Raw genomic sequence first — 21,362 nt, forward strand, 5'->3', positions numbered from 1 at the left:
TCCACCTCGCCGCTTGCAAGCGGCTCGGATTCGTCAGGCATGGCGCAGTCCGCAGGGACTGCGCCATGTCCGGCCTCATCCAGCCGTCCCGCCTGCATGTGGAAACGCCGGTGCGCCAGGGCCGCCAGCGCCGGATCGTGGGTGACGATGACGAAGGCCGTGCCCAGTTCCCGGTTGACGCGCGCCAGCAGCGCGAACATGGCGTCGGCCGTGCGCCGGTCCAGGTTGCCGGTGGGCTCGTCGGCCAGCACGCAGGCCGGCTGCGTCACCAATGCCCGCGCCAGGGCCACGCGCTGGCGCTCGCCGCCCGAGAGCTGGCCGGGGAAATGCATGGCCCGGTCCGCCAGGCCGACCTGGTCCAGGATCGCGGCGGCCTGCGCCCGGGCCTGCGCCCGCGAGCAGCGGCGCACGATCAGGGGCATGGCGACATTGTCCAGCGCGGTGAATTCCGGCAGCAGGTGATGGAACTGGTAGACGAAGCCCAGGGCCTGGTTGCGCAGGCGGCTGCGGCGCCGCTCGTCCAGCCCCGTGGCGGCCTGCCCGGCAATCCACAGCCGCCCCGCGTCGGGCTCGTCCAGCAGGCCCAGCACGTGCAGCAGCGTGCTCTTGCCCGAGCCCGAGGCGCCGACGACGGCGACCATCTCATGGGCGTGGACCGCCAGGCTGACGTCGCGCAGGACCTCGACCCGCCCGGCGCCCTCGTCATAGGTCTTGGCCAGGTGCTCGGCGCGCAGCACGGCGTCGGGAGCGGCGGAATCAGTCATGGCGCAGCACTCGGGCGGGTTGCAGGCGGGAGGCCCGCCAGCTGGGGTACAGCGTGGCCAGCAGGGACAGGGCCAGGGAGGTCCCGCCGATCACGGCAATGTCGCCCACCTGGGGATTGGACGGCAGCTCGCTGATGAAATAGATCTGCTGGGGCAGGAACTGGATGCCCAGCGCATGCTCGATCCAGGGCACGATCACGTCGATGTTGTAGGCCACCAGCGTGCCCAGCGCCACGCCTCCCAGCGTGCCCACCACGCCGATCAGGGCGCCCTGGATGAGGAAGATGCGCGCGATCTCGGCCGGGGTGGCGCCCAGGGTGCGCAGGATGGCGATGTCGGAGCGCTTGTCCTTGACCGCCATCACCAGCGAGGACAGCAGGTTGAAGGCCGCCACCGCCACGATCAGGGTCAGGATCAGGAACATCATGCGCTTCTCGGTCTGCACGGCGGCGAACCAGGTGCGGTTGTTCTGGGTCCAGTCCATGGCCCGCACGCCCGCCGGCATCCGCTCCAGCAGGGAATGGGCCACCTGGGGGGCGCGCTGCATGTCGGCGATGCGCAGGCGCACGCCGCTCACGCCGCTGTCGCGGAACACCCGGGCGGCGTCCCGCACGTCGATGAACACCAGCGAGGCATCGTATTCGTAGTAGCCGGAGGAAAAGATCCCGGACACCGTGAACTGGCGCATGCGCGGCGTGAAGCCGGCCGGCGAGATCGAACCCTGCGGCGCCAGCAGCAGCACCGTGTCGCCCACCATCAGCCCCAGGGACTGGGCGATCTGGCTACCCACCACCATGTTGAAGGAGCCGGGCGCCAGGCTGTCGAGCTTGCCCGAGGCCATCTGGCCGGCCAGGTCGGAGACCTCGGGCTCGATGGCCGGATCGATGCCGCGCACCTGCACGCCGCTCAGGCCCTCGCCGCGCGCCAGCATGCCCTGGGCCGCGACGAACGGCGCCGCACCCCGCACGGCCGGGTCCCGGCGGGCGGCATCGGCCAGGTCCCGCCAATGCTCCAGCACCTGTCCGTGGTCCGAGCCGGGCACGTAGAGCTCGATGTGCGGCAGCACCGACAGCATGCGGTCGCGCACCTGGGTCTGGAAGCCGTTCATCACCGACAGGACGATGATCAGGGCCGCCACCCCCAGGCCGATGCCGGCCATGGAACTCGCCGCCACGAAGGACACGAAGCGGTCGCCGCGGCGTCCGCCCCGCCCCGCGCGGGCCAGGCCCGCGTAGCGCGCCCCTATCCACCATTCATACGCCATGCGTATCGCCATCCTCGTCCGATTGATACCCTACAATTCCGCCATGCACATCGTGATCCCCGGGGCATTGCCCGAACCCGAAGTCGCCGCCGAACTGGCGCCCCACCTGGCGCAACGCGCCCCCACCCTGGCCCGCTGGCTGGGCCTGGGCACGCCGCGGACGGCGGCCTGTCCGGCCTCGGACGCCTGGTGCACGCCGCTGGAACACTGGCTGCTTCGCGCAAGCGGATTCACGCCGGCACAAGACGAGCATATTAGCGCAGGACTGGGGCCGCTGCGCCTGCCCGGGGCGGACGACGAGCCCGTCTGGCTGGCCGAACTGATCCACATGGCGCCTTCGCGCGACGGCGCGGCCCTGCTGCCGGCCGACACGCTGGCGATCACGGCCGAGCAGTCCGCCGCCCTGATGGAAGCCGCCCGCGAACTGATCGCCGACAGCGGCATCGGGCTGACGCCCGACACTCCCGATACCTGGCGGGTCCACTGGCCAGAACCGGTCCGCCTGGCCTGTGCCAGCCCGGCGCTGGTCGCCGTCAGCGCCGTCAACGACTGGTGGCCGCAGGACCCGGCGGCGCGGCCCTGGCGCCGCCTGATCAACGGCCTGCAGATGGCCTGGTACGATCATCCAGTCAACCAGCAACGCCAGTCCCAGGGCCTGGCGCCGGTCAACAGCCTGTGGCTGTACGGCGGCGCGCGCCGCCGCCAGCTGAGCCGCCCACTGCCGGATGATCTGCGCATCGAGACCGCGCTGCAGGCCCATGCCGCGGCCCAGGACTGGGGCGGCTGGATCGAGGCGCTGGCGGACCTGGAGCGGCGCTGCTTCGCTCCCCTGGCCGGCGCCGCGCCCACGCTGGTGCTGACCGGGCGCGAACGGACCGTGGAACTGGACGCGCGCGGCGGCTGGCTGCGGCGCCTGCGTCCGCACGACTGGAGGCGCTGGTGGTGCGCCCGCTGATCCTCGCGCGCACCGCCGACCCGGCCCGCACCCGGGCCCTGGCGGCGGCCGGCGCCCACCCTCTGCTGGCCCGCCTGTGGGCCGCCCGCGGCCTGGAACAGGCCGGCCCCACCGAATGGGCCGCCCTCATCCCCCCGGCCCGGCTCGGCTGCGTCGACCAGGCCGGCGAGCTGCTGGCCGACGCGATCCAGGCCGGACGGCGGCTGCTGATCGTGGCCGACTACGACTGCGACGGCGCCACCGCCTGCGCCGTGGCCGTGCGCGCCCTGCGCGAGATGGGCGCGCGGGTCGATTTCCTGGTCCCCAACCGCTTCGAGACCGGCTACGGCCTGTCCCCGGCGGTGGTCGAGCTGGCCTGCCGCCATCCGGCCGGCAAGCCGGACCTGCTGGTGACGGTGGACAACGGCATCGCCAGCATCGAAGGCGTCGCCGCCGCGCGCGACGCGGGAATCGAGGTCATCGTCACCGACCACCACCTGCCCGGCCCCGACCTGCCCGACGCCCTGGCCATCGTCAACCCGAACCAGGCCGGCTGCGGCTTTCCCTCCAAGCACCTGGCCGGCGTGGGCGTGATCTTCTACGTCATGCTGGCCCTGCGCGCCGCGCTGCGCGCGCGCGGCGTCCTGCCCCCCAAGGGCGGCCCGAAGCTCGAAGCCTACGCCGACCTGGTGGCCCTGGGCACGGTGGCCGACGTGGTGCGCCTGGACGCCAACAACCGGCTGCTGGTCGGCCAGGGGCTGCGGCGCATCCGCCAGGGGCGCATGCAGGCCGGGCTGGCGGCCTTGTTCGAGGTCGCCGGCCGCGATCCGGCGCGGGCCGGCACGGACGACCTGGGCTTCGCCCTGGGGCCGCGCATCAACGCCGCCGGCCGCATGGCCGACATGAGCCTGGGCATCCACTGCCTGCTGGAGGACGATCCCGGCCGCGCCCTGGAACTGGCCCGGGCGCTGGACGAGATCAACCGCGAACGCCGCGTCCGGGAAACCGTCATGCGCGACGAAGCCCTGGCGCAGCTGGACGCGACCGCCCAGGCCCTCGCCGCCAGCGTCTGCGTCTGGCAGCCGGGCTGGCATCAGGGCGTGATCGGCCTGGTGGCCTCGCGCCTGAAGGAAACCTACTGGCGCCCCGCCCTGGCCTTCGCGCCGGACGACGGCGACACCCTGCGCGGCTCGGGCCGCTCGATTCCCGAAGTCCACCTGCGCGACGCGCTGGACCTCGTCAGCAAGCGGCTGCCGGGCGCGATCCTGCAGTTCGGCGGCCACGCCATGGCGGCCGGCCTGACGCTGCGCACGGCGGCCTTCGACGATTTTTCGCGGCAGTTCGACGCCGCCGTGCGCACCCTGGGCGGGCGCGAATCCTTCGAGCCGCGCCTGGACACCGACGGTTCGCTGGAACCGGACTACCTGACCGTGGAAACCGCCGGCCTGCTGGCCGACCAGATCTGGGGCGCCGGATTCCCGCCGCCCCTGTTCCAGGACCGCTTCCGCGTCCTGCACCAGCGCCTGCTGAAGGACAGGCACCTGAAACTGTTCCTGGAGCGCGACGGCCTGCGCCTGGACGCCATCTGGTTCAATCACGCCGACCCCCTGCCCGACGCCATCGAGGCCGTCTACCGGCTGGACTGCAATACCTGGGGAGGGCGCAGCAGCGTGCAACTGCTGATCGAGGACGCGCGGGACGCGGCCTGAGGGCGGCCCGGGGATCGCCGCGCGCCGCGGCCGCCCCGCCGCGAGCCGCGCAGTCGAATAGCCGCGCAGCCGCGGCCGGCCCCCGGACCGCGGCCGCGCCGTTCAGCCCGGCGCGGCGCCGGAGCGCGCCGGCCACGCGGCCAGCAGCAGGCCCGCCAGGGCCAGGCCGAAGGCCAGGGCCTGCGGCACGTCGAAGGGCTCGTCCAGCATCCAGACCCCGACGCAGGCCGACCCGACCGGCAGCATCACGGTGAACACCCCCGCGCGCGAGGCCGGCACGCGGCGCAGGCCGGTCATCCACAGCCAGATGGTCCAGCTCGACGCCAGGCCGTAGAACAGCAGCAGCCCCCACACCGTCCAGGACACCGCGCCGAAGTCGAACCGCCAGGCGGCCCAGGCGCCCGCCGGAAGCATCAGCGCGAAACCCCACAGGTTCATCAGGGCGCTGATGCGCCGCGACGACAGGACCGCCGTCAGGCGCTTGCCGATCACGGCATAGCAGGCCTCGCACAGCACCGCGCCGCCCAGCAGCGCGTAGCCCAGCCAGAGGTCCTCCCCGCCGCCGGCCGGACCGCCCGCCGCCTGCGCCGGCCCGGGCCGCGCCAGCGCCAGCAGGGCGATGCCGGAGACGGCGCAGGCGATGGCCGCCAGCACGCGCGGACGGATCGCCTCGCGCAGCACGACGCGGCTGAGCAGCGCGATCGCGGCCGGGATGGCCGACATCACGACCCCGGCCGCCACGGCGCCGCTGAGGCTGACGCCCAGCACCATGAAGACCGTGAAGAGGAAGCTGCCGATGAAGGCTTCCAGGAACACCAGCAGGCGCACGCGCGCGGTGGGCGCGGGCTCCGCGGCCGGCCGGCGCAGCCAGTGCAGCATGCCGGCGCCGCCGATGCCGAAGCGCAGCCAGCCCAGCAGGAACACGGGAAACACGGCCGCCAGCGGCTTGCTCAGGGCCACGCAGGCGCCGACCACGAACATGCTGGCCGCCAGGCTGCCGTAGGACAGCAGCGGCGGCGGCCCGTCTCCCCGCGCATCCAGGCTCATGGCGCGCTCACTCGCGCGGCTGCCGCGAGGACAGGACGATGCCGCCGATGATCAGGGCGAAGGCCAGCGCGTGGAAAATCCGCGGGTGCTCGCCCAGCAGCCCCAGCGACAGCAGGGCGGCGATCAGCGGCGTCAGGTTGTTGAAGAAGCCCGCCAGGGTGGGGCCGACGCGCTGCACGCCGGCGCCCCAGCAGCGGAAAGCGATCACCGCCGGGCCGACGGCGACGAAGGCCACGGTCAGCGCCAGCGGCCAGCCCCAGTCGATCCGCCAGTCCGTCAGCCCCCATTCGAGCGCCGCGAACAGGCCCGACCAGGCCACGCCGTAGACCACCTGCCCCAGCAGGAAGCCGGCCCAATGGGCCCGCACCGGCGCGTCGGCCGGCACCCGCGTCAGCTGCCAGCTGTAGAAGGCCCAGACGATGGTGGCCAGCACCATCAGCAGGTCCCCGGCGACGAAGTGCAGCGTCAGCAGCTGTTCCCAGTTTCCCTGGGACAGCACCACGGCCACCCCCGCCAGCGACAGCACCGAGCCCGCCACCTGGGCCGGCCGGATCGCCACGCCGTGGAACACGCGGCCCACGATCAGCATCCACACCGGCATGCTGGCCGCCACCAGCGTCACGTTCACCGGCGTCGAGGTATGCAGCGCGAGGTACTGCAGCGAGTTGTAGAGCCCCACGCCCAGCAGGCCCAGCACGGCGTAGCGCCGCCATTCCCGCCAGACGGCGCTGCCCGCGCGCAGCACCCGATAGCCCACGGGCAGGAGCAGCAGCAGGGCCACCGCCCAGCGCAGGAAATTGAGGGTCAGGGGAGGCACCATCTGGGCCACCGCCCGGCCGACGACGGCGTTGCCCGCCCACAACAGGGGGGGAATCAGCAACAGGGCCGCTGTGCCGGGGCTCATTCGTTCATTCATGCGGATCGGGAAACAGGAACTCAGCCGGAATTCTACCCGCACCGCTACCCGCACCGCCCGGCGCGCCGGCTCCGCGTCCCGCCGCGCAGGCGAAACGCCGCGCCACGCACCCGAAATCCACGGCATGGATTCTTGACGAATCCCTGATGAATTCTTGACATAAGATGCCTCAAGCACTATGATTATAAGTACTTGATAATCAGCGGTTTTCAATTCTGGCAGCTTTTTTGCCGGTCTACGCGGGATTTTCCCGCCGTCCCTTCGGGGGTTTTACGCCCCTGCCCGGATTCCGATCGCCCCCGCGACCCCGTCCGCATGCCGCGCCCCCGGCGCACCGCGTGCCCGCTGATTTTTTGTCTCTACACCGGAGCGCACCACCATGGCCAAAGAAGAACTGCTCGAAATGCACGGATCCGTGACGGAAGTCCTGCCGGATTCCCGTTTCCGCGTGACGCTGGACAACGGGCACCCGGTCATCGCCTACACCGGCGGCAAGATGCGCAAGCACCACATCCGCATCCTGGCGGGCGACCAGGTCACCCTGGAAATGTCGCCCTACGACCTCACCAAGGGTCGCATCACCTTCCGCCACCTGAACCGCGGTCCCGGCGCCAGCAGCGCGCCGGCTCCCCGCCGCCGCCACTGATCCCGCCCGCGTCCCTTCTCCGGCGCAACCGCCGGACCGGGTCCGCGTCCTCCGCGCCCGGCGATCCTCCGGCATCGCCCGCCGCCCGCCCCGGACTCAATGGCAGTCCGGCACCGTCTGATCCAGATACACCTCGAACGCAATGTCCCGGGCCTGCAGGCGCGCGAGCGCGCGCAGCCGCTCCGGCGACGTGGCCTGCCGCATGGCCGCCTCGCGCGGCGCCGCCAGACCATCGCGCGTCAGGCGGGTGAGCGTCAGCGTCCGATAGGGCGCCAGCTGCGCCGAGAATTTCTTCCACTCGGGAAACGCCAGCAGCGCCTTGAGGAAATCCTCGTCCTGCACGGCCGCGTCGCACTGGCCGATCCGCAGCGCCAGCAGCGCGTCGGCCGCCGAGGGGTAAAGCTGCTCGATCGCGCCGAAACGCGCCGACAGTTCGCCTGAAGCGCGGCCGTCGGCGCTCAGGCACACGGTCCGGCCGCTCAGGTCGGACCATGCACGGATGTCGGTATCGGTGCGCATGATGGCCATGGGGCTGGCCGACCAGCCCAGCGCCGCGGCGCGCACGCCCGCCGGCGGCGCGGCATCGTCGCCGGGCCACACCCCCACCCAGGCATCCAGCGCGCCCTCGGCGACCTGCCGCGCGGCCTGCCCGGCCGCCACGGCCCGCAGGGTGCTGCCGCCCTGCTCCGCCCGCCCCGCCAGGACCTCGATGCGGGCCGGGGTGCGGACCTTGGCGCCCGGCGCCTGGGGCGTCGGCACCGCCGCCACGCCCAGGATCCAGCCCTCGCCCGCCGCCGCCGCGGCCGCCGGCGCATCCGCGGCGGATGCCGCCAGGCCGGCCCGCGGCAGCGCCAGCGCCCCGGCCACCAGGCTCGCCAGCAGCCCCGTCATCAGGCCCGCCAGCGGCCCCCTCGGCAGACCGGTCCGCGGGAATGGACCGGTCCGCGAAAATGGATTCGCAGCTTCCTTCATGGCTTCGCACCTCCCGGCCGCCGGCCGGGCCTCACACGTATTGATAGCGCAGCACCTTGCGCTTGATGTTTTCCAGGAACACCTGGTCGATCAGCGTGGCCAGGATGGCGATGGTCAGGATGTTGGCCATCACGCCCACCATGTCGGCCGTCTCGCCCGCGTAGGCCAGCGAGCGGCCCAGCCCCTGGCCGAAGCCGATCAGCATCTCGGCCGAGATCAGCGCCCGCCAGGCGTTGCCGAAGGCGAGCTGGGCGCCGGTGATGAGTTCGGGCATGACGGCGGGCAGGTAGACGCGCCGCAGCATGTCCCAGGGATTGGCGCCCATGACCCGGGCCGCCGACACGTGGGTCTGCAGCACGCTTTCGGTCGCGTTCATGACCGACAGGGCCGCCGGGAAGAACGCGGCCAGCGCGATCACCACGATGATGGGCACGTTGCCGAAACCCATCAGGATGAGGAACAGCGGCACCCAGGCGATCGACGGGATCGACTGCAGCACGATGATGGCGGATTTCAGGACTTCGCGGAAGAACACCAGCAGCCCCCCGGCCAGGCCGAAGCCGATGCCGAACAGCAGCGCGAAGGCGTAGCCCACGCCCAGCCGCCCCATGCTGCCGGCCAGGATGGCGCGGAATTCGGCGGTCCGGATGTCGTGCCACACGCGCTCCAGCACCTTGGGCACGCCCGGCATCAGGAAGTCCGGCAGGGTCCAGGCGGCCATCTGCCAGAACAGCAGGATGGCGGCGATGGCGATCAGCATGGCCAGCTTGCGCGCGGCCGGGGAAAGGCGTCGTTTTTTGCTCATGGATTCCGGACGAGGCTTGGCCGGGCGCCGGGAAATCTCCGGACAGGATCCCGGGCCGCGGAGTCCGCGTGCCGCCTGGCCTGTCCAGTGCTTCCCCACCCGGCCATCAGGAGGTTTTCAGGCCCGTTCACACGCGGCGGCGCAGCGCCGGACCGCATGGAGAAGCCTGGAGACGGGGTGCCATTATCGCGCACCCCGCCATCCCGCGTCTCAGAGCTTGCGGGTCTGCTGCCAGTCCAGATCGACGATGGACTTCACCTCGTAGGGTTTGCCGTCCTGGGTCTTCAAGGCGCCCTGGGCCTGCATGATGTCGGCCACTTCCTGCATGCGCGCCAGGTCCTGCGGGGTGAGCGCGGCGCTGAAGGTCTGCGTCTGGATCGCCTTGCTGATGACCTGCTCGCGCGGCACCTCGCCGTGCTTCAGGGTCTTCAGGGTCGGCTCGGCGATGAAGTAGCCGGCGATCAGCTTGGCGGCCTCGTCGGGCTTGTTCTGCAGCAGTTCGATGGCCTCGCGCTGGGCGTCCAGCGACTTCCAGACCAGGTCCTTCCTGTTCTTCAGGGTCTCGCCCGAGGTGATCGTCACCATGCAGGGGAAGGGCCAGACTTCGCCGATCTCGTAGATCTGCTTCACCGGCGCGATCAGCTGCGCGATGCTGGCCTGGGGCTCGAACAGGAAGGCCGCGTCCACGCGCTTGCCGACCAGGGACTGCACGGCCACCTGCGGGCTCACGCCCATCACCGTCACGTCCTCGGGCGCCAGGCCGGCGTTCTTCAGCACCACGCCGCGCAGCACCGTGTCGGCCGTGCTGCCTTCCTTCTGGGAAGCCAGGGTGTGGCCCTTCAGGCCGGCCACGTCCTCGATGCCCGTCTCTTCGCGCACCACCAGCGCGTGGAAGCCGCGCTGCGCGCCGGCCACCACTTTCAGGTCCGCGCCGCGCGAGGACCAGGAGGCCGCGTTGGTGAAGCCCAGCACGCCGGTGTCGAGCTGACCGCCGACGATGGCCTTGATCAGATCGGTGCCCGACTTGAACTCGATCAGCTGCACGTCCAGGCCCTGTTTCTCGTAGAACTTGCCCTCGTAGGCAGCGATGGCCTGGGCGTCGTCCATGACGCGGATGTAGCCGACCTTGAAGGGTTCGGCGGCCTGCGCCTGGGACGCCAGCGTCAGCGCGGCGAGCAGGGGAATCAGGAAACGAATTTTCATGCTGCGAGTTCCTCGGAAATGGAAGATGCGTGTTCGGTGTCGTCGACGATGCCCAGCAGGCCCAGGATTTCCCGGCGCATGGCGGCGAAGTTCGACAGGTCGTGGGTCTTGTCGGTGTCCGACAGGTGGAATTCCTTCAGCACGCGCGACGGCCGGGCGCTGAACACCAGGATGCGGTCGGCCAGGAACAGCGCCTCGTCCACATCGTGGGTCACCAGCAGCACCGTGGGCCGGGTTTCGCGGATCAGGGTGCGCAGGGCGTCCTGCAGCGTCATGCGGGTGAGCGCGTCCAGCGCGCCGAAGGGCTCGTCGAGCAGCAGCACCTCGGGGTGCGTGATGAAGGCGCGCGCCAGGGCGCAGCGCTGGCGCATGCCGCCCGAGACCTGGTGCGGGAAATAGTCCTCGAAGCCCTTGAGGCGGACCTTGTCCAGCCAGAGCCGCGCCTGGCGCTGCGCCTCGGCGCGCCCGACCTTCTGCAGCTCCAGGGCCATGGCCACGTTCTGCACCAGGGTCAGCCAGGGGTACAGCGCGTTTTCCTGGAACATCAGCATGCGGCTGGGATCGGGCTTGCGCACCGGCCGCCCGTCGGCCAATACCTGGCCGGACGAAGGCTTTTCCAGGCCCGCGGCCATGTGCAGCAGGGTGGACTTGCCGCAGCCCGACGGCCCGACCAGCGCCACCAGCTCGCCCGGCGCGATGTCGCGCTCGAAGTGTTCGACCACCCGCAGGTCGCCGAAATGCTTTTCAACCTGTTGGAAAGAGAGATTCATATGCGCGGCCGGCGGGAAAGAAATCGGTATCAAGGATGTTCGATACTTTAACGATCCAGCTTAATGAGCAACAACGATTCATTCACCATTTCTTTATTTCTTATGGAAATATAAAGAAGGGGCCGCGGCTGGAACGGAAGCGGGCCGCGGCGCTACGATAGGGCATTCGCCACCCTGGAACCCCCTTCCCATGTCCAGTCCGTCCTCTCCGGATCCGCTCGCCCGGCTGCAGGCCGTCCATGCCGGGACCCGCCGGCGCCTCCAGGCGCTCGCCGGCGCGGAGGCGTCCGACCCGCGCGCCGCCATCGCCTGGATCGAAGGCCCCGCGCGCATCGCGCACGACATCCTGGAGCAGCGCCTGTTTCCCGCCCTGATCGAATCGATGGCGGGATCCGACGCCGTGTGCCTGAAGGGCATGACCGGCGGCCTGGCGCGGGGCCGCGCCGACCTGGACCGGCGCTGGCGCCAGGCCGTGCGCCCCGCCCTGGAAGAACGCGCCGATGCGGCCGGCCGTGATGCCCGCGACGCCCGTGATACCCGTGGCGCCCGCGACGCCCATGAAGCCTGCGACGCCCATGAAACCCTCGCCGCCTGGACCGGCGACTACCTGGACTGGCTGACGCGCGCCGACGAGGAACTGCTGCCCATGGCGGCCCGCCTGCTGGACGACGCCGCCCTGGACGAGCTGACGGCCGACTGCGCCCGGCTCGACGGCGCCGCCTGATCCGGCCCGCGGCCGGCCCCGCTGCCGCCCCGCCCCGCTGCCGCCCCGTCCACCGCCGACACACGGCTGTCATGTTCGGCCGCCATACTCCCTGCGCCAGCCCGTGCCGCCAGGCCCGAGCGCTTCGACCGGAGGGATTGCCGCATGCGGTTCGCGTCCACGCTGAAAACCCGTTTCATCCTTTTCATGATCGTGCTGACGCTGTGCGCCGGCCTGGTCATGGGCGCCGTGGCCCACCTGCGGCACACGGCCGACACCTTGCGCGACGCGGAGGCGGCGCGCTACCGGGCCAGTCAGCTGGCAGGCTGGTATCAGGCGCAGGCCAACGCCCTGTCGCGGGATGCCGCCGCCTTCGTCGCCAGCGGACAGCCGGAATTCGAGCAGCGCTACCTGGAGCACCTGGCCGTCCTGGAGGGTCGCGCGCCCGACGCCCGGGGGATCCGGGCCGACGCCCGCGCGCGCTTCCGGCAGGCGGGACTCGACGCGGCCGAACTGGCCCTGTTCGAGGACGCCCACGCGCGGCTGCGGGCGCTGGCGGCCACCCAGCGGGAAGCCATCGGCACCGCCAAGGGCGAACTGGACGACGGCCAGGGCGGCATCCGGATCGCCCTGCCCAATGCGCTGCTTGCCTCGGCACTGCTCTTCAGCCAGCAATACGCCCAGGCGGAAGCGGACATCGCCGCCCTGATCGATGCCTTCGACACCCGGCAGGCGCGGCGCATGGAGGCGCGCGTCGGGCGGGCCGCGGCCGACGGCCAGACGGCCGGGCGCATCGCCCTCGGCGCGGTGCTGGCGCTGCTGCTGTGCGGCCTGCTGGCGCTGCGCGGCCTGTACCGTTCGGTCAAGCGCCCGCTGGACCGCGGCGTGGCGCTCGCCGGCCACCTGGCGGCCGGCGACCTCTCAGTCCCCATCGGGGTGACGAGCCACGACGAGATGGGGCGCCTGATGCACGCCCTGGAAGGCATCCGCCAGGGCCTGAACCGCACCCTGTGCCGGGTCGCCGACCACTTCGCGCACGTCAATGCCGGTGTGGACGTCCTGTCCCGCGGCCAGGAGGCCGCCCTGGGCGACAGCCACGACCAGTGCGCCATGGCTGGGCAGATGGCCTCGGCCATGAGCGGCCTGGACGATACCGTCCGCCTCAACCACAACCGGGCGGTCGAAGCTTGGCGCCTGAGCGAACAGGGCGACGGCGAGGCCCGCACGGGCGCCGAGGCGGTCGCCCGGCTGGCGCAGGCCATGGACGGCATCGCGCAAGGCGGCCTGCGCGTCGAGGACGCCGCCCGCCAGATCGGCGAGATCGCCTTCCAGACCAATCTGCTCGCCCTCAACGCCGCCGTCGAGGCCGCCCATGCCGGCGCCCACGGGCGCGGCTTCGCCATCGTCGCGGCCGAGGTCCGGTCGCTGGCCCTGCGCTGCGACCAGGCCGCCGGGCTGATCCAGTCCACCATCGAAGCCTCGATCCGCGACAGCCGCCAGGGCGCCGCGCTGGCGGCCGAGGCGCGGCTGGCGATGGATCGGGTGGTCCAGAGCACCGGGCGCAGCCGCCAGATCATGGACGAAGTCGCCGCCGCCACCGAGTCCCAGTCCCAGGCCATCCACGAGACGACGCAGGCGGCGCGCCGCCTGGAGGCCATCGGCGCGCGCGGCGCGCGGCAGGCCCAGGCCGCCGCGCGGGTGGTGGCCGAGCAGCGGGCCCGCGTCACGGACCTGCGCTGGACGCTGGCGCAATTCCGGCTGGAAACCGCGCAATCCCCGGAAGCGCCGGGGGAAGCGTCCGGCCGCCCCGGCCGGGCCGCGGACCCGAACCCGAACCCGGACCCGGACCCGGACCCGCAACCGCAGCAACCACAGCAACTGCAGCCACAGCAACCGCAACCACAGCAACCGCAGCCACAGCAACCGCAGCCACAGCAACCGCAGCCACAGCCACGGCCGCAGCGGCCCGAGCGGCCGGACATGGCCGCCCTGCCCCTGGACCTTCCCCCCAGGCTCGCCGCCTGAGGAACGCGGCCGGCCTCAACCCGGGTCCGGCCGCCCCCGCGCCAGGCGCAGCAGGCGGCGGACCATCGCGGCGAAGGTCAGCAGCCAGCCCAGCCAGGCCGCGTACAGGAACGCGGGGGGCAGGAAGCCCAGGAAGTCGAAGCCCATCGCATGATTCATCTGCCAGGTGCAGGCGGCGTACATGCCCAGCGGGAAGATCGCGCCCCAGTACAGCGGATCGTAGCTGAACGGAAAGCGCTGGAAGACGTAGCGCCAGATCCCCAGCAGCAGCAGCATCGGGATCCACCAGGTCCCGGTGGCCCAGTAGAACACCGTGAAGCCCTTCAGGAAGGGCAGCAGCGACACCAGGTACGGCGCCTGGGGCGCGTTCAGGATCAGCAGCGAGCCGGCCAGGGTGGAGATCGCCATGGCGCCCATGTTGATCCAGTACGGCGGCGACAGGTCGCCCGGCGAGAAGGGAAAGAAGCTGTAGCGGTAGAAGATCAGCGACATCATCCAGATGTACAGCATCCCGCCCCACAGCCACATCGACAGCGCCATCAGGTTCAGCTCCAGGCGGAAGGGCTGTCCGCTGCGGGCCGCCAGCAGCGCGCTGGACACCGCCAGCGCCTGGGTCGCCACCACCGCCAGCAGCCAGGCGCCGCTGATACTGCGGTCCAGCGGCGGCTTGTCCTTTTTCACCGTGAAGGCGGTGAAGATCGTGTAGGTCAGCCCCACCCACAGGACCACGGCCAGCACCCACAGGGCGAAGCCCGTGGCGAGGTCGTCGCGCAGCAGGACGAACTGGCTGGAGAGGATGCCGGTGGCCGCCACCATCGTGAAATAGCCCGGCCCCTTGGCGTGGTCGATCATGTCGCCGAAGAAGCGCCGGGGGAACCGCCACGCGCGCAGCAGGTAGGCCAGCCACAGCGCCACGTACTGGACCGCGTTCAGGGCGAACAGCGCCCGGGCCAGCCGCGGATGGCCCATCATGTCCGAGGCCAGCGAAACGATGCCGGTGGCCATCACCAGGCCGAAATACGCCGGCGACAGCCCGCGCAGGGGTTCTTGCCACCACGGCGGCGCGGTGTCCGCGGGCTTGAGCCCGCGCGGGCCGGCGGGAGCGGGTACGCGGCGGTCCGGTTCCGGTGCTTGCATGGCGGGGGTCTCCTTCTGGTTTGGCGCTGCGCCGCCCTCCGGCGCCCCTGCCCGGAGCGCGCTAAAATGGCGGATTGACCCGCATTTTAATGCGCGCGCCCAGCCCTGGAACCAGACACCGGACGCTCCTGCGCGCGCCCCACACAGGACACCTCCATGGAAGCCGAACGCCAGAACCAGATCATCGCCCGCATCGACGACTACACCGAGCGCCAGGGTCTGCTGCGGAGGTATCTTTGACTACGATGCCAAGGCCGAACGCCTGCTCGTCGTCAACGCCGAACTGGAAAACCCGGACGTCTGGAACGATCCGCAGCACGCCCAGGACCTGGGCCGCGAAAAGAAATCCCTGGAAACCGTCGTCCACACCCTGGCCGACCTGGAACGCGGCCTGAACGACGCGCGCGACCTGTTCGAGCTGGCCAGCGCCGATGACGACGACGCCACCCTGCTCGCCATCGAGCAGGACTGCGCCGCCCTGGGCGAGCGCCTGGAAGAGCTCGAATTCCGCCGCATGTTCAACAACCCGGCCGATCCCCTGAACTGCTTCGTCGACATCCAGGCCGGCGCCGGCGGCACCGAGGCCCAGGACTGGGCCTCCATGCTGCTGCGCCAGTACCTGCACTACGGCGAGCGCAAGGACTTCAAGACCGAGATCCTGGAAGAATCCGAGGGCGAAGTCGCCGGCATCAAGTCGGCCACCATCAAGTTCGAGGGCGAATACGCCTACGGCCTGCTGCGCACCGAGACCGGCGTGCACCGCCTGGTGCGCAAGAGCCCCTTCGATTCGTCCAACGGCCGGCACACCTCCTTTGCCAGCGTCTTCGTCTATCCGGAGATCGACGACTCCTTCGAGATCGACATCAACCCGGCGGACCTGCGCATCGACACCTACCGCGCCAGCGGCGCCGGCGGCCAGCACATCAACAAGACCGACTCGGCCGTGCGCATCACGCACCAGCCCACCGGCATCGTCGTGCAGTGCCAGAACGACCGCTCCCAGCACCGCAACCGCGCCGAAGCCATGCAGATGCTGAAGTCGCGCCTCTACGAACTCGAAATGCGCAAGCGCATGGCCGAGCAGCAGAAGCTGGAAGACGCCAAGAGCGACGTGGGCTGGGGCCACCAGATCCGCTCCTACGTCCTGGACCAGAGCCGCATCAAGGACCTGCGCACCGGCGTCGAGATCTCCAACACCCAGAAGGTCCTGGACGGCGACCTGGACCCCTTCATCACGGCCAGCCTCAAGCAGGGCGTCTAGCCCGCGGCGCGCACGGGACGCCTCCGGCCGCCGCGGCCGGGCCTTCCCGGCCGCCCTCGTCCTCTCCCACTCATTGCACGACATGACCTCGCAGAACGACACCCCAGTCCAAGCCCCCGACGAGAACCGCCTGATCGCCGAGCGCCGCGCCAAACTCGACGCGCTGCGCCAGGCCGGCCCCGCCTACCCCAACGACTTCCGTCCCGACGCCCGCGCCGCCGACCTGCACCGGGACTGCGGCGCGCTGGACGAGGACGCCCTGCAGGCCCTGGGGCGGCGCGCCCGCGTCGCCGGGCGCATGATGCTCAAGCGCATCATGGGCAAGGCCAGCTTCGCCACGCTGCAGGACGCCAGCGGGCGCCTGCAGCTGTACCTGGACCGCGGCGTGCTGGGCGACGAGGCCTACGCCGCCTTCAAGGCCTGGGACATCGGCGACATCGTCGGCGCCGAAGGCGAGGTCTTCAAGACGCGCAAGGGCGAACTGTCGCTGCGCGTGCAGTCGCTGCGTCTGCTGTCGAAATCCCTGCGGCCCCTGCCGGACAAGTTCCACGGCGTGGCCGACCAGGAACTGCGCTACCGCCAGCGCTACGTGGACCTGATCATGACCGAGGGCACGCGCGAGACCTTCCTGGCGCGCAGCCGCATCGTCACGGCGATCCGCCAGATCATGTCGGAGGCCGATTTCCTGGAAGTCGAGACCCCGATGCTGCACCCCATCCCCGGCGGCGCGGCGGCCAAGCCCTTCGTCACCCACCACAACGCGCTGGACATGCAGATGTACCTGCGCATCGCGCCCGAGCTCTACCTGAAGCGCCTGATCGTGGGCGGCTTCGAGCGGGTGTTCGAGATCAACCGCAATTTCCGCAACGAGGGCGTCAGCCCGCGCCACAATCCGGAATTCACCATGATGGAATTCTATGCGGCGTACACCGACTACCGCTGGCTGATGGACTACACCGAGTCCCTGATCCGCGAGACCGCGCGGCGCGCCCGCGGCACCGCCAGCCTGAGCTACCAGGGCCAGCCCCTGGACCTGGAACGCGCCTTCGACCGCCTGACGATCACCGAGGCCATCCTGAAGCACGCGCCCGGCTACGCGCCCGCCCAGCTGCAGGACGAAGCCTGGCTGCGCGGCGAACTGCGCCGCCTGGGCGCGGACATGGACGGCCCGGTCCTGGCCCACGCGGGCCTGGGCGCGCTGCAGCTGGCGCTGTTCGAGGAAACCGCCGAAGCGAAGCTCTGGCATCCCACCTTCATCATCGACTATCCGGTGGAAGTCTCGCCGCTGGCGCGGGCCTCCGACACGCAGGCCGGCATCACGGAGCGCTTCGAGCTGTTCGCCTGCGGGCGCGAGATCGCCAACGGCTTCTCCGAGCTGAACGATCCCGAGGACCAGGCCGCGCGCTTCCACGCCCAGGTGGCCGCCAAGGACGCCGGCGACGAGGAAGCCATGTACTACGACGCGGACTACGTGCGCGCCCTGGAATACGGCATGCCCCCCACCGGCGGCTGCGGCATCGGCATCGACCGGCTGGTGATGATGCTCACCGACAGCCCCAACATCCGCGACGTGATCCTGTTCCCGCACCTGCGGCCCGAGGACTGATCGGCGTCCCGCGGGAACGGCGCATCCTGTGCGCACCACGACGAAAAGGCCGGAAATCCGGCCTTTTCGCTGTCCGATCCGCGGGCCGGTTCCCTGTCCGGGTCCCGGCCCGCGCCTGCGCCCGCCGCGCAAGGCGGGCGCGGCCGGCCTGTGCGCTCAGACGGTGAACGACTCCCCGCAGCCGCAGGCGGCCTTTTCGTTGGGGTTGTTGAAGCGGAAGCCCTCGTTCAGGCCCTCGCGGGCATAGTCCAGCTCGGTGCCCTGCAGGTAGGGCAGGCTGTCGGGCGACACGTACACGCGCGCGCCGAACTGCTCGAAGACCTGATCCTCGGCGGAGGGATCGTCCACGTATTCCAGATGGTAGGACATGCCCGAGCAGCCCGAGGGCTTGACCCCCAGGCGCAGGCCCAGGCCCTTGCCGCGTTTGTCCAGATGGCGCTGGATGTGTTCAGCGGCCTGTTGCGTCAGCGTGATTCCCATGATGTGCCTCAGGAACGGTGGTTGTCGATGGATTCGGGTGCTTGCGGGCGTAGTCGGCCACGGCCGCGCGGATGGCGTCCTGGGCCAGCAGCGCGCAATGCAGCTTGTCGGCGGCCAGGCCCAGCGCCTGGACGAAGTCCTGGCTGCCGATGGCCAGCGCCTGGTCCAGGCTGCGCCCCGGCAGCCATTCGGTGGCCAGCGATCCGGCCGCGATGGCCTCGCCGCAGCCGAAGGCCCGGAAGCAGGCGGACTCTATGGTAGCGCCATCCAGCCGGATCTGCAGCTTCAGGATCTGGCCGAGCTCGGGCGAACCCACCAGCGCGGTGCCCACGCAAGGATCGGCCGCGTCGAAAGAGCCGACGTTGCGCGGATGCAGGTAGTGTTCCAGGACCCGCGGCCCGTACGACGGACCCGCCATCAGCAGTGCTCCGCCCAGGCGCCCAGCGTGCCCTGCCGGCGCATTTCCCACAGGGGGGACAGCTCGCGCAGGCGCCCGATCTGGGTGCGCAGCAGCCGCACGGCGCGGTCCACTTCGTCCTGCGTGGTGGCGCGCCCCAGCGTCAGGCGCAGCGAGCTGTGCGCCAGGGTGTCGCTGCGCCCGAGGGCGCGCAGCACGTGGGACGGCTCCAGGCTGGCCGAAGTGCAGGCCGAGCCCGAGGAGACGGCCAGCTCCGGCACGGACATCAGCAGGGCCTCGCCCTCGACGTGGGCCACGCTGATGTTCAGGGTGTGCGCCACGCCCCGCTCCAGGTCGCCGTTGACGTAGACGTCCGGCAGGTCGCGCAGGCCGTCCCAGAGGCGGTCGCGCAGCGCGCGGATGCGGGGGACTTCGGCGTCCATCAGCTCGCCCGCCAGGGCGAAGGCCTCGCCCATGCCCACGATCTGGTGGGTGGGCAGCGTGCCCGAGCGCAGGCCGCGTTCGTGGCCGCCGCCGTGGATCTGGGCCTCCAGGCGCACGCGCGGCTTGCGGCGCACGTACAGCGCGCCGACGCCCTTGGGGCCGTAGGTCTTGTGCGCCGACAGGGACATCAGGTCCACGCCCAGCGCCTGCACGTCGATCGGCAGCTTGCCGGTGGCCTGGGCGGCGTCGGTATGGAACAGGATGCCGCGTTCGCGGCACGGCGCGGCCAGCGCGGCGATGTCCTGGATGACGCCGATTTCGTTGTTCACCAGCATCACCGACACCAGGATCGTGTCGGGGCGCAGCGCGGCGGCCAGGGCCTCGGGACTCACCAGGCCGTGGGCGTCCACCTCCAGCCAGGTGATCTCGAAACCCTGGCGCTGGAGTTCCAGGCAGGGATCCAGCACCGCCTTGTGCTCGGTGCGGACCGTGACGATGTGCCGGCCCCGGCCGGCATGGAAATGGGCCGCGCCCTTGATCGCCAGATTGTCGGATTCGGTGGCGCCGGAAGTCCAGACGATCTCGCGCGGATCGGCGTGGATCAGCCCCGCGACCTGGGCCCGGGCCCGCTCCACGGCCTCTTCCGCGTCCCAGCCCCAGGCATGGCTGCGCGAGGCGGGATTGCCGAAGCGTTCGGTCAGCCAGGGCAGCATGGCCTGGAGGACGCGGGCGTCGACGGGCGTGGTGGCGGAATGGTCCAGGTAGATCGGAAGCGGGTCCTGTGGCATCGAAACTCCGGGAAATCAGGCCGATACGGGCTCCTGGACCCGGGAGTCGGCCGCCACCGGCGTGATCGGGATCGTCGGGCGGCCGTTGCGCATGTGGCCGGATTCCTGCCATTCGCGCAGCCGCTGCTGGTCGACCAGGTCCTGCAGCGAGACCGAGTCCAGGTATTCCAGCATTTTACGACTCAAAGTCGCCCACAGGTCGTGGGTCATGCACTTGCCGCTGTGGCCGTTGCGGCCGATGTCGCAGTTTTCCTTGCCGCCGCAGCTGGTGGCGTCCAGCGGCTCGTCCACGGCGAAGATGATGTCCGCCACGGAGACGTCGCGCGCATGCCGGGCCAGCGTGTAGCCGCCCCCCGGGCCGCGCACGCTGTCGACCAGCTCGTGCCGGCGCAGCTTGCCGAACAGCTGCTCCAGGTAGGACAGGGAAATGTTCTGGCGCGCGCTGATGGCGGCCAGCGTGACCGGGCCGCTGTGATGGCGCAGGGCCAGATCGATCATTGCCGTGACGGCGAAACGTCCCTTGGTCGTCAAACGCATGGTGAAGTCCTCTGTGGGTGCGGAAAATTTCCGGGCAACTCTAATACCCGACTATTTGAGTCAAGTGTACCCTTTTACCCGACTAAAATACTCGGTTTTAGATCGGGAAAATCAGCGGAACTTGATGGTTGTCAATTCCCACTGTCCGCAGTGGTCATCGGCCGAGGTCGCGCCCCGGACCTCCGCACCGCGAGCCTGCCCGCACACGGGCCCACCCCAAGCCTTCGCCTCCGGAAACGGTCACGCCCGCAGAGCCGCGCCGCCGGAAATTTGACGCCCGGAACCGCATGCCGGGAACCTCATGCCCGCGGGCCCGCGCCCATGAATGCGAAGGGCGCCCGCAGGCGCCCCGACATGGAAGGGAAGGATCCTCAGGCGGCCTGGTATTGCAGCGCGCGCTTGCGCACCAGTTCGAGGACGCCCTGGCAGGAGTCTTCGATGTAGTCCAGGACCTTGTTGAAGCCTTCGGGACCACCGTAGTAGGGATCGGGCACCGTGGCTTCCTCGAATTCGTTCGAGAAGCGCATCAGCAGCATGAGCTTGTGCTGGTAGACCTTGGGGCACTGCTGCTGCAGCGCGGACAGGTTTTCCCAGTCCATGGCCAGGATCAGGTCGGCGTCGCGGAAATCATCGGCGCGGACCTGCCGGGCCACCAGCCCCGACAGATCGTAGCCGCGCTTGCGCGCGGCCGTCTGGGCGCGCGCATCCGGCGCCTCGCCCACGTGGAAGTGGTGGGTCGCGGCGGAATCGACGGCGATCGCATCGGACAGCCCGGCCTCGTCGACGAGGTGCTGGAACACGCCCTGGGCGGTGGGGGAGCGGCAGATATTGCCCGTACAGACAAAAAGTACCTTATGCATGATGAGTGAAAGTGTGCGGGAAAACCCGGAAATAGGCAAGCATTTTCTGTGGAAAACCGCAAAAAAACCTGACACTTGAAGCACTTCCGAAGCG

Annotated in this window: 20 protein-coding genes and 1 pseudogene; 7 read left to right on the forward strand and 14 right to left on the reverse strand. The window is 70.6% G+C overall.

The genetic code is table 11. The features are described 5' to 3' along the window. Positions 1–80 precede the first annotated feature (80 nt). Positions 81–764, reverse strand: a pseudogene (locus BN940_RS10695) (ABC transporter ATP-binding protein); the annotation flags it as partial. Continuing rightward, positions 757–2,028, reverse strand: a complete 1,272-nt coding sequence (locus BN940_RS10700; RefSeq protein WP_043682887.1) for a lipoprotein-releasing ABC transporter permease subunit — start codon at positions 2,026–2,028, stop codon at positions 757–759. The gene BN940_RS10700 and the pseudogene BN940_RS10695, both read right to left, overlap by 8 nt. A 43-nt stretch (positions 2,029–2,071) precedes the next feature. Between BN940_RS10700 and BN940_RS10705 the strand changes: the two genes are divergently transcribed. Both BN940_RS10705 and recJ read left to right on the forward strand, forming a co-directional pair. Next, the gene (locus BN940_RS10705; RefSeq protein ID WP_043682890.1) at positions 2,072–2,983 is read left to right on the forward strand and encodes a hypothetical protein; all 912 of its coding nucleotides are present in this window, start codon (positions 2,072–2,074) and stop codon (positions 2,981–2,983) included. Beyond that, positions 2,968–4,671, forward strand: coding sequence for a single-stranded-DNA-specific exonuclease RecJ (gene recJ, locus BN940_RS10710; RefSeq protein ID WP_043682894.1), 1,704 nt, complete (start codon positions 2,968–2,970; stop codon positions 4,669–4,671). The genes BN940_RS10705 and recJ overlap by 16 nt, the downstream gene beginning before the upstream one ends. Before the next feature lie 102 nt (positions 4,672–4,773). Here the strand turns inward: recJ and BN940_RS10715 are convergent, their stop codons facing one another. Further along, positions 4,774–5,718: a DMT family transporter gene (locus BN940_RS10715; protein WP_052355785.1), complete on the reverse strand. Its 945-nt coding sequence runs from the start codon at positions 5,716–5,718 to the stop codon at positions 4,774–4,776. Between the two features lie 7 nt (positions 5,719–5,725). Beyond that, on the reverse strand, positions 5,726–6,634 hold the full coding sequence (locus BN940_RS10720; RefSeq protein WP_043682896.1) for a DMT family transporter: 909 nt from the start codon (positions 6,632–6,634) through the stop codon (positions 5,726–5,728). Between the two features lie 379 nt (positions 6,635–7,013). Here BN940_RS10720 and infA point away from each other — a divergent pair, with 379 nt between their 5' ends. Further along, positions 7,014–7,280 (forward strand): translation initiation factor IF-1, encoded by a 267-nt coding sequence (gene infA / locus BN940_RS10725; protein ID WP_043682898.1) that lies wholly within the window; start codon positions 7,014–7,016, stop codon positions 7,278–7,280. Between the two features lie 96 nt (positions 7,281–7,376). Here infA and BN940_RS20100 read toward each other — a convergent pair whose 3' ends face one another. From BN940_RS20100 to BN940_RS10745, 4 genes are all read right to left on the reverse strand, one after another. Further along, the gene (locus tag BN940_RS20100) at positions 7,377–8,171 is read right to left on the reverse strand and encodes a type 2 periplasmic-binding domain-containing protein (RefSeq protein ID WP_052355786.1); all 795 of its coding nucleotides are present in this window, start codon (positions 8,169–8,171) and stop codon (positions 7,377–7,379) included. A 112-nt stretch (positions 8,172–8,283) separates the two neighbouring features. Further along, on the reverse strand, positions 8,284–9,012 hold the full coding sequence (locus BN940_RS10735; protein WP_148305045.1) for an ABC transporter permease: 729 nt from the start codon (positions 9,010–9,012) through the stop codon (positions 8,284–8,286). A gap of 255 nt (positions 9,013–9,267) precedes the next feature. Further along, positions 9,268–10,260 carry an ABC transporter substrate-binding protein gene (locus BN940_RS10740; protein WP_043682900.1) on the reverse strand — a complete coding sequence of 331 codons (993 nt, stop codon included), beginning with the start codon at positions 10,258–10,260 and terminating at the stop codon, positions 9,268–9,270. Next, positions 10,257–11,030 (reverse strand): ABC transporter ATP-binding protein, encoded by a 774-nt coding sequence (locus tag BN940_RS10745; protein WP_043682901.1) that lies wholly within the window; start codon positions 11,028–11,030, stop codon positions 10,257–10,259. The genes BN940_RS10740 and BN940_RS10745 overlap by 4 nt, the downstream gene beginning before the upstream one ends. 190 nt (positions 11,031–11,220) lie before the next feature. Between BN940_RS10745 and BN940_RS10750 the strand changes: the two genes are divergently transcribed. After that, positions 11,221–11,754 carry a hypothetical protein gene (locus tag BN940_RS10750; protein WP_052355787.1) on the forward strand — a complete coding sequence of 178 codons (534 nt, stop codon included), beginning with the start codon at positions 11,221–11,223 and terminating at the stop codon, positions 11,752–11,754. 144 nt (positions 11,755–11,898) lie between these two features. Beyond that, on the forward strand, positions 11,899–13,758 hold the full coding sequence (locus BN940_RS10755) for a methyl-accepting chemotaxis protein (protein ID WP_043682903.1): 1,860 nt from the start codon (positions 11,899–11,901) through the stop codon (positions 13,756–13,758). A 15-nt stretch (positions 13,759–13,773) separates the two neighbouring features. On the opposite strand, the gene BN940_RS10760 is transcribed toward BN940_RS10755, so the two are convergent. Further along, positions 13,774–14,895 (reverse strand): tellurite resistance/C4-dicarboxylate transporter family protein, encoded by a 1,122-nt coding sequence (locus BN940_RS10760; protein WP_084330644.1) that lies wholly within the window; start codon positions 14,893–14,895, stop codon positions 13,774–13,776. Between the two features lie 156 nt (positions 14,896–15,051). On the opposite strand from BN940_RS10760, the gene prfB reads away from it, so the two are divergent. Together prfB and lysS are read left to right on the forward strand one after the other, a co-directional pair. After that, positions 15,052–16,156 (forward strand): peptide chain release factor 2 gene (prfB, locus tag BN940_RS10765; RefSeq protein WP_148304947.1). Its coding sequence is split into 2 segments (ribosomal slippage): positions 15,052–15,132 and positions 15,134–16,156, totalling 1,104 coding nucleotides; the frame shifts between segments, so codons are not numbered across the junction. Positions 16,157–16,238: 82 nt separating this feature from the next. Then, entirely contained in the window at positions 16,239–17,762 is a 1,524-nt protein-coding gene (lysS, locus tag BN940_RS10770; protein ID WP_043682906.1) for a lysine--tRNA ligase, read from the forward strand. 156 nt (positions 17,763–17,918) lie between these two features. Here the strand turns inward: lysS and iscA are convergent, their stop codons facing one another. From iscA to BN940_RS10795, 5 genes are all read right to left on the reverse strand, one after another. Beyond that, positions 17,919–18,242, reverse strand: a complete 324-nt coding sequence (gene iscA / locus BN940_RS10775) for an iron-sulfur cluster assembly protein IscA (RefSeq protein ID WP_043682908.1) — start codon at positions 18,240–18,242, stop codon at positions 17,919–17,921. Further along, a complete protein-coding gene (locus BN940_RS10780) occupies positions 18,211–18,660 on the reverse strand; it encodes an iron-sulfur cluster scaffold-like protein (protein WP_052355788.1) in 450 nt (149 codons plus the stop codon). Before BN940_RS10780 ends, iscA begins: the two co-directional genes overlap by 32 nt. Then, positions 18,660–19,871, reverse strand: a complete 1,212-nt coding sequence (locus BN940_RS10785) for an IscS subfamily cysteine desulfurase (RefSeq protein ID WP_043682911.1) — start codon at positions 19,869–19,871, stop codon at positions 18,660–18,662. The genes BN940_RS10780 and BN940_RS10785 overlap by 1 nt, the downstream gene beginning before the upstream one ends. Positions 19,872–19,886: 15 nt before the next feature. After that, positions 19,887–20,408, reverse strand: coding sequence for a Fe-S cluster assembly transcriptional regulator IscR (iscR, locus tag BN940_RS10790; RefSeq protein WP_043682914.1), 522 nt, complete (start codon positions 20,406–20,408; stop codon positions 19,887–19,889). 371 nt (positions 20,409–20,779) lie between these two features. After that, the gene (locus tag BN940_RS10795) at positions 20,780–21,271 is read right to left on the reverse strand and encodes a low molecular weight protein-tyrosine-phosphatase (protein WP_043686878.1); all 492 of its coding nucleotides are present in this window, start codon (positions 21,269–21,271) and stop codon (positions 20,780–20,782) included. Positions 21,272–21,362 lie beyond the last annotated feature (91 nt).

Origin of the sequence: Castellaniella defragrans 65Phen (assembly GCF_000612685.1) — a bacterium.
Taxonomy (GTDB): domain Bacteria; phylum Pseudomonadota; class Gammaproteobacteria; order Burkholderiales; family Burkholderiaceae_B; genus Castellaniella; species Castellaniella defragrans.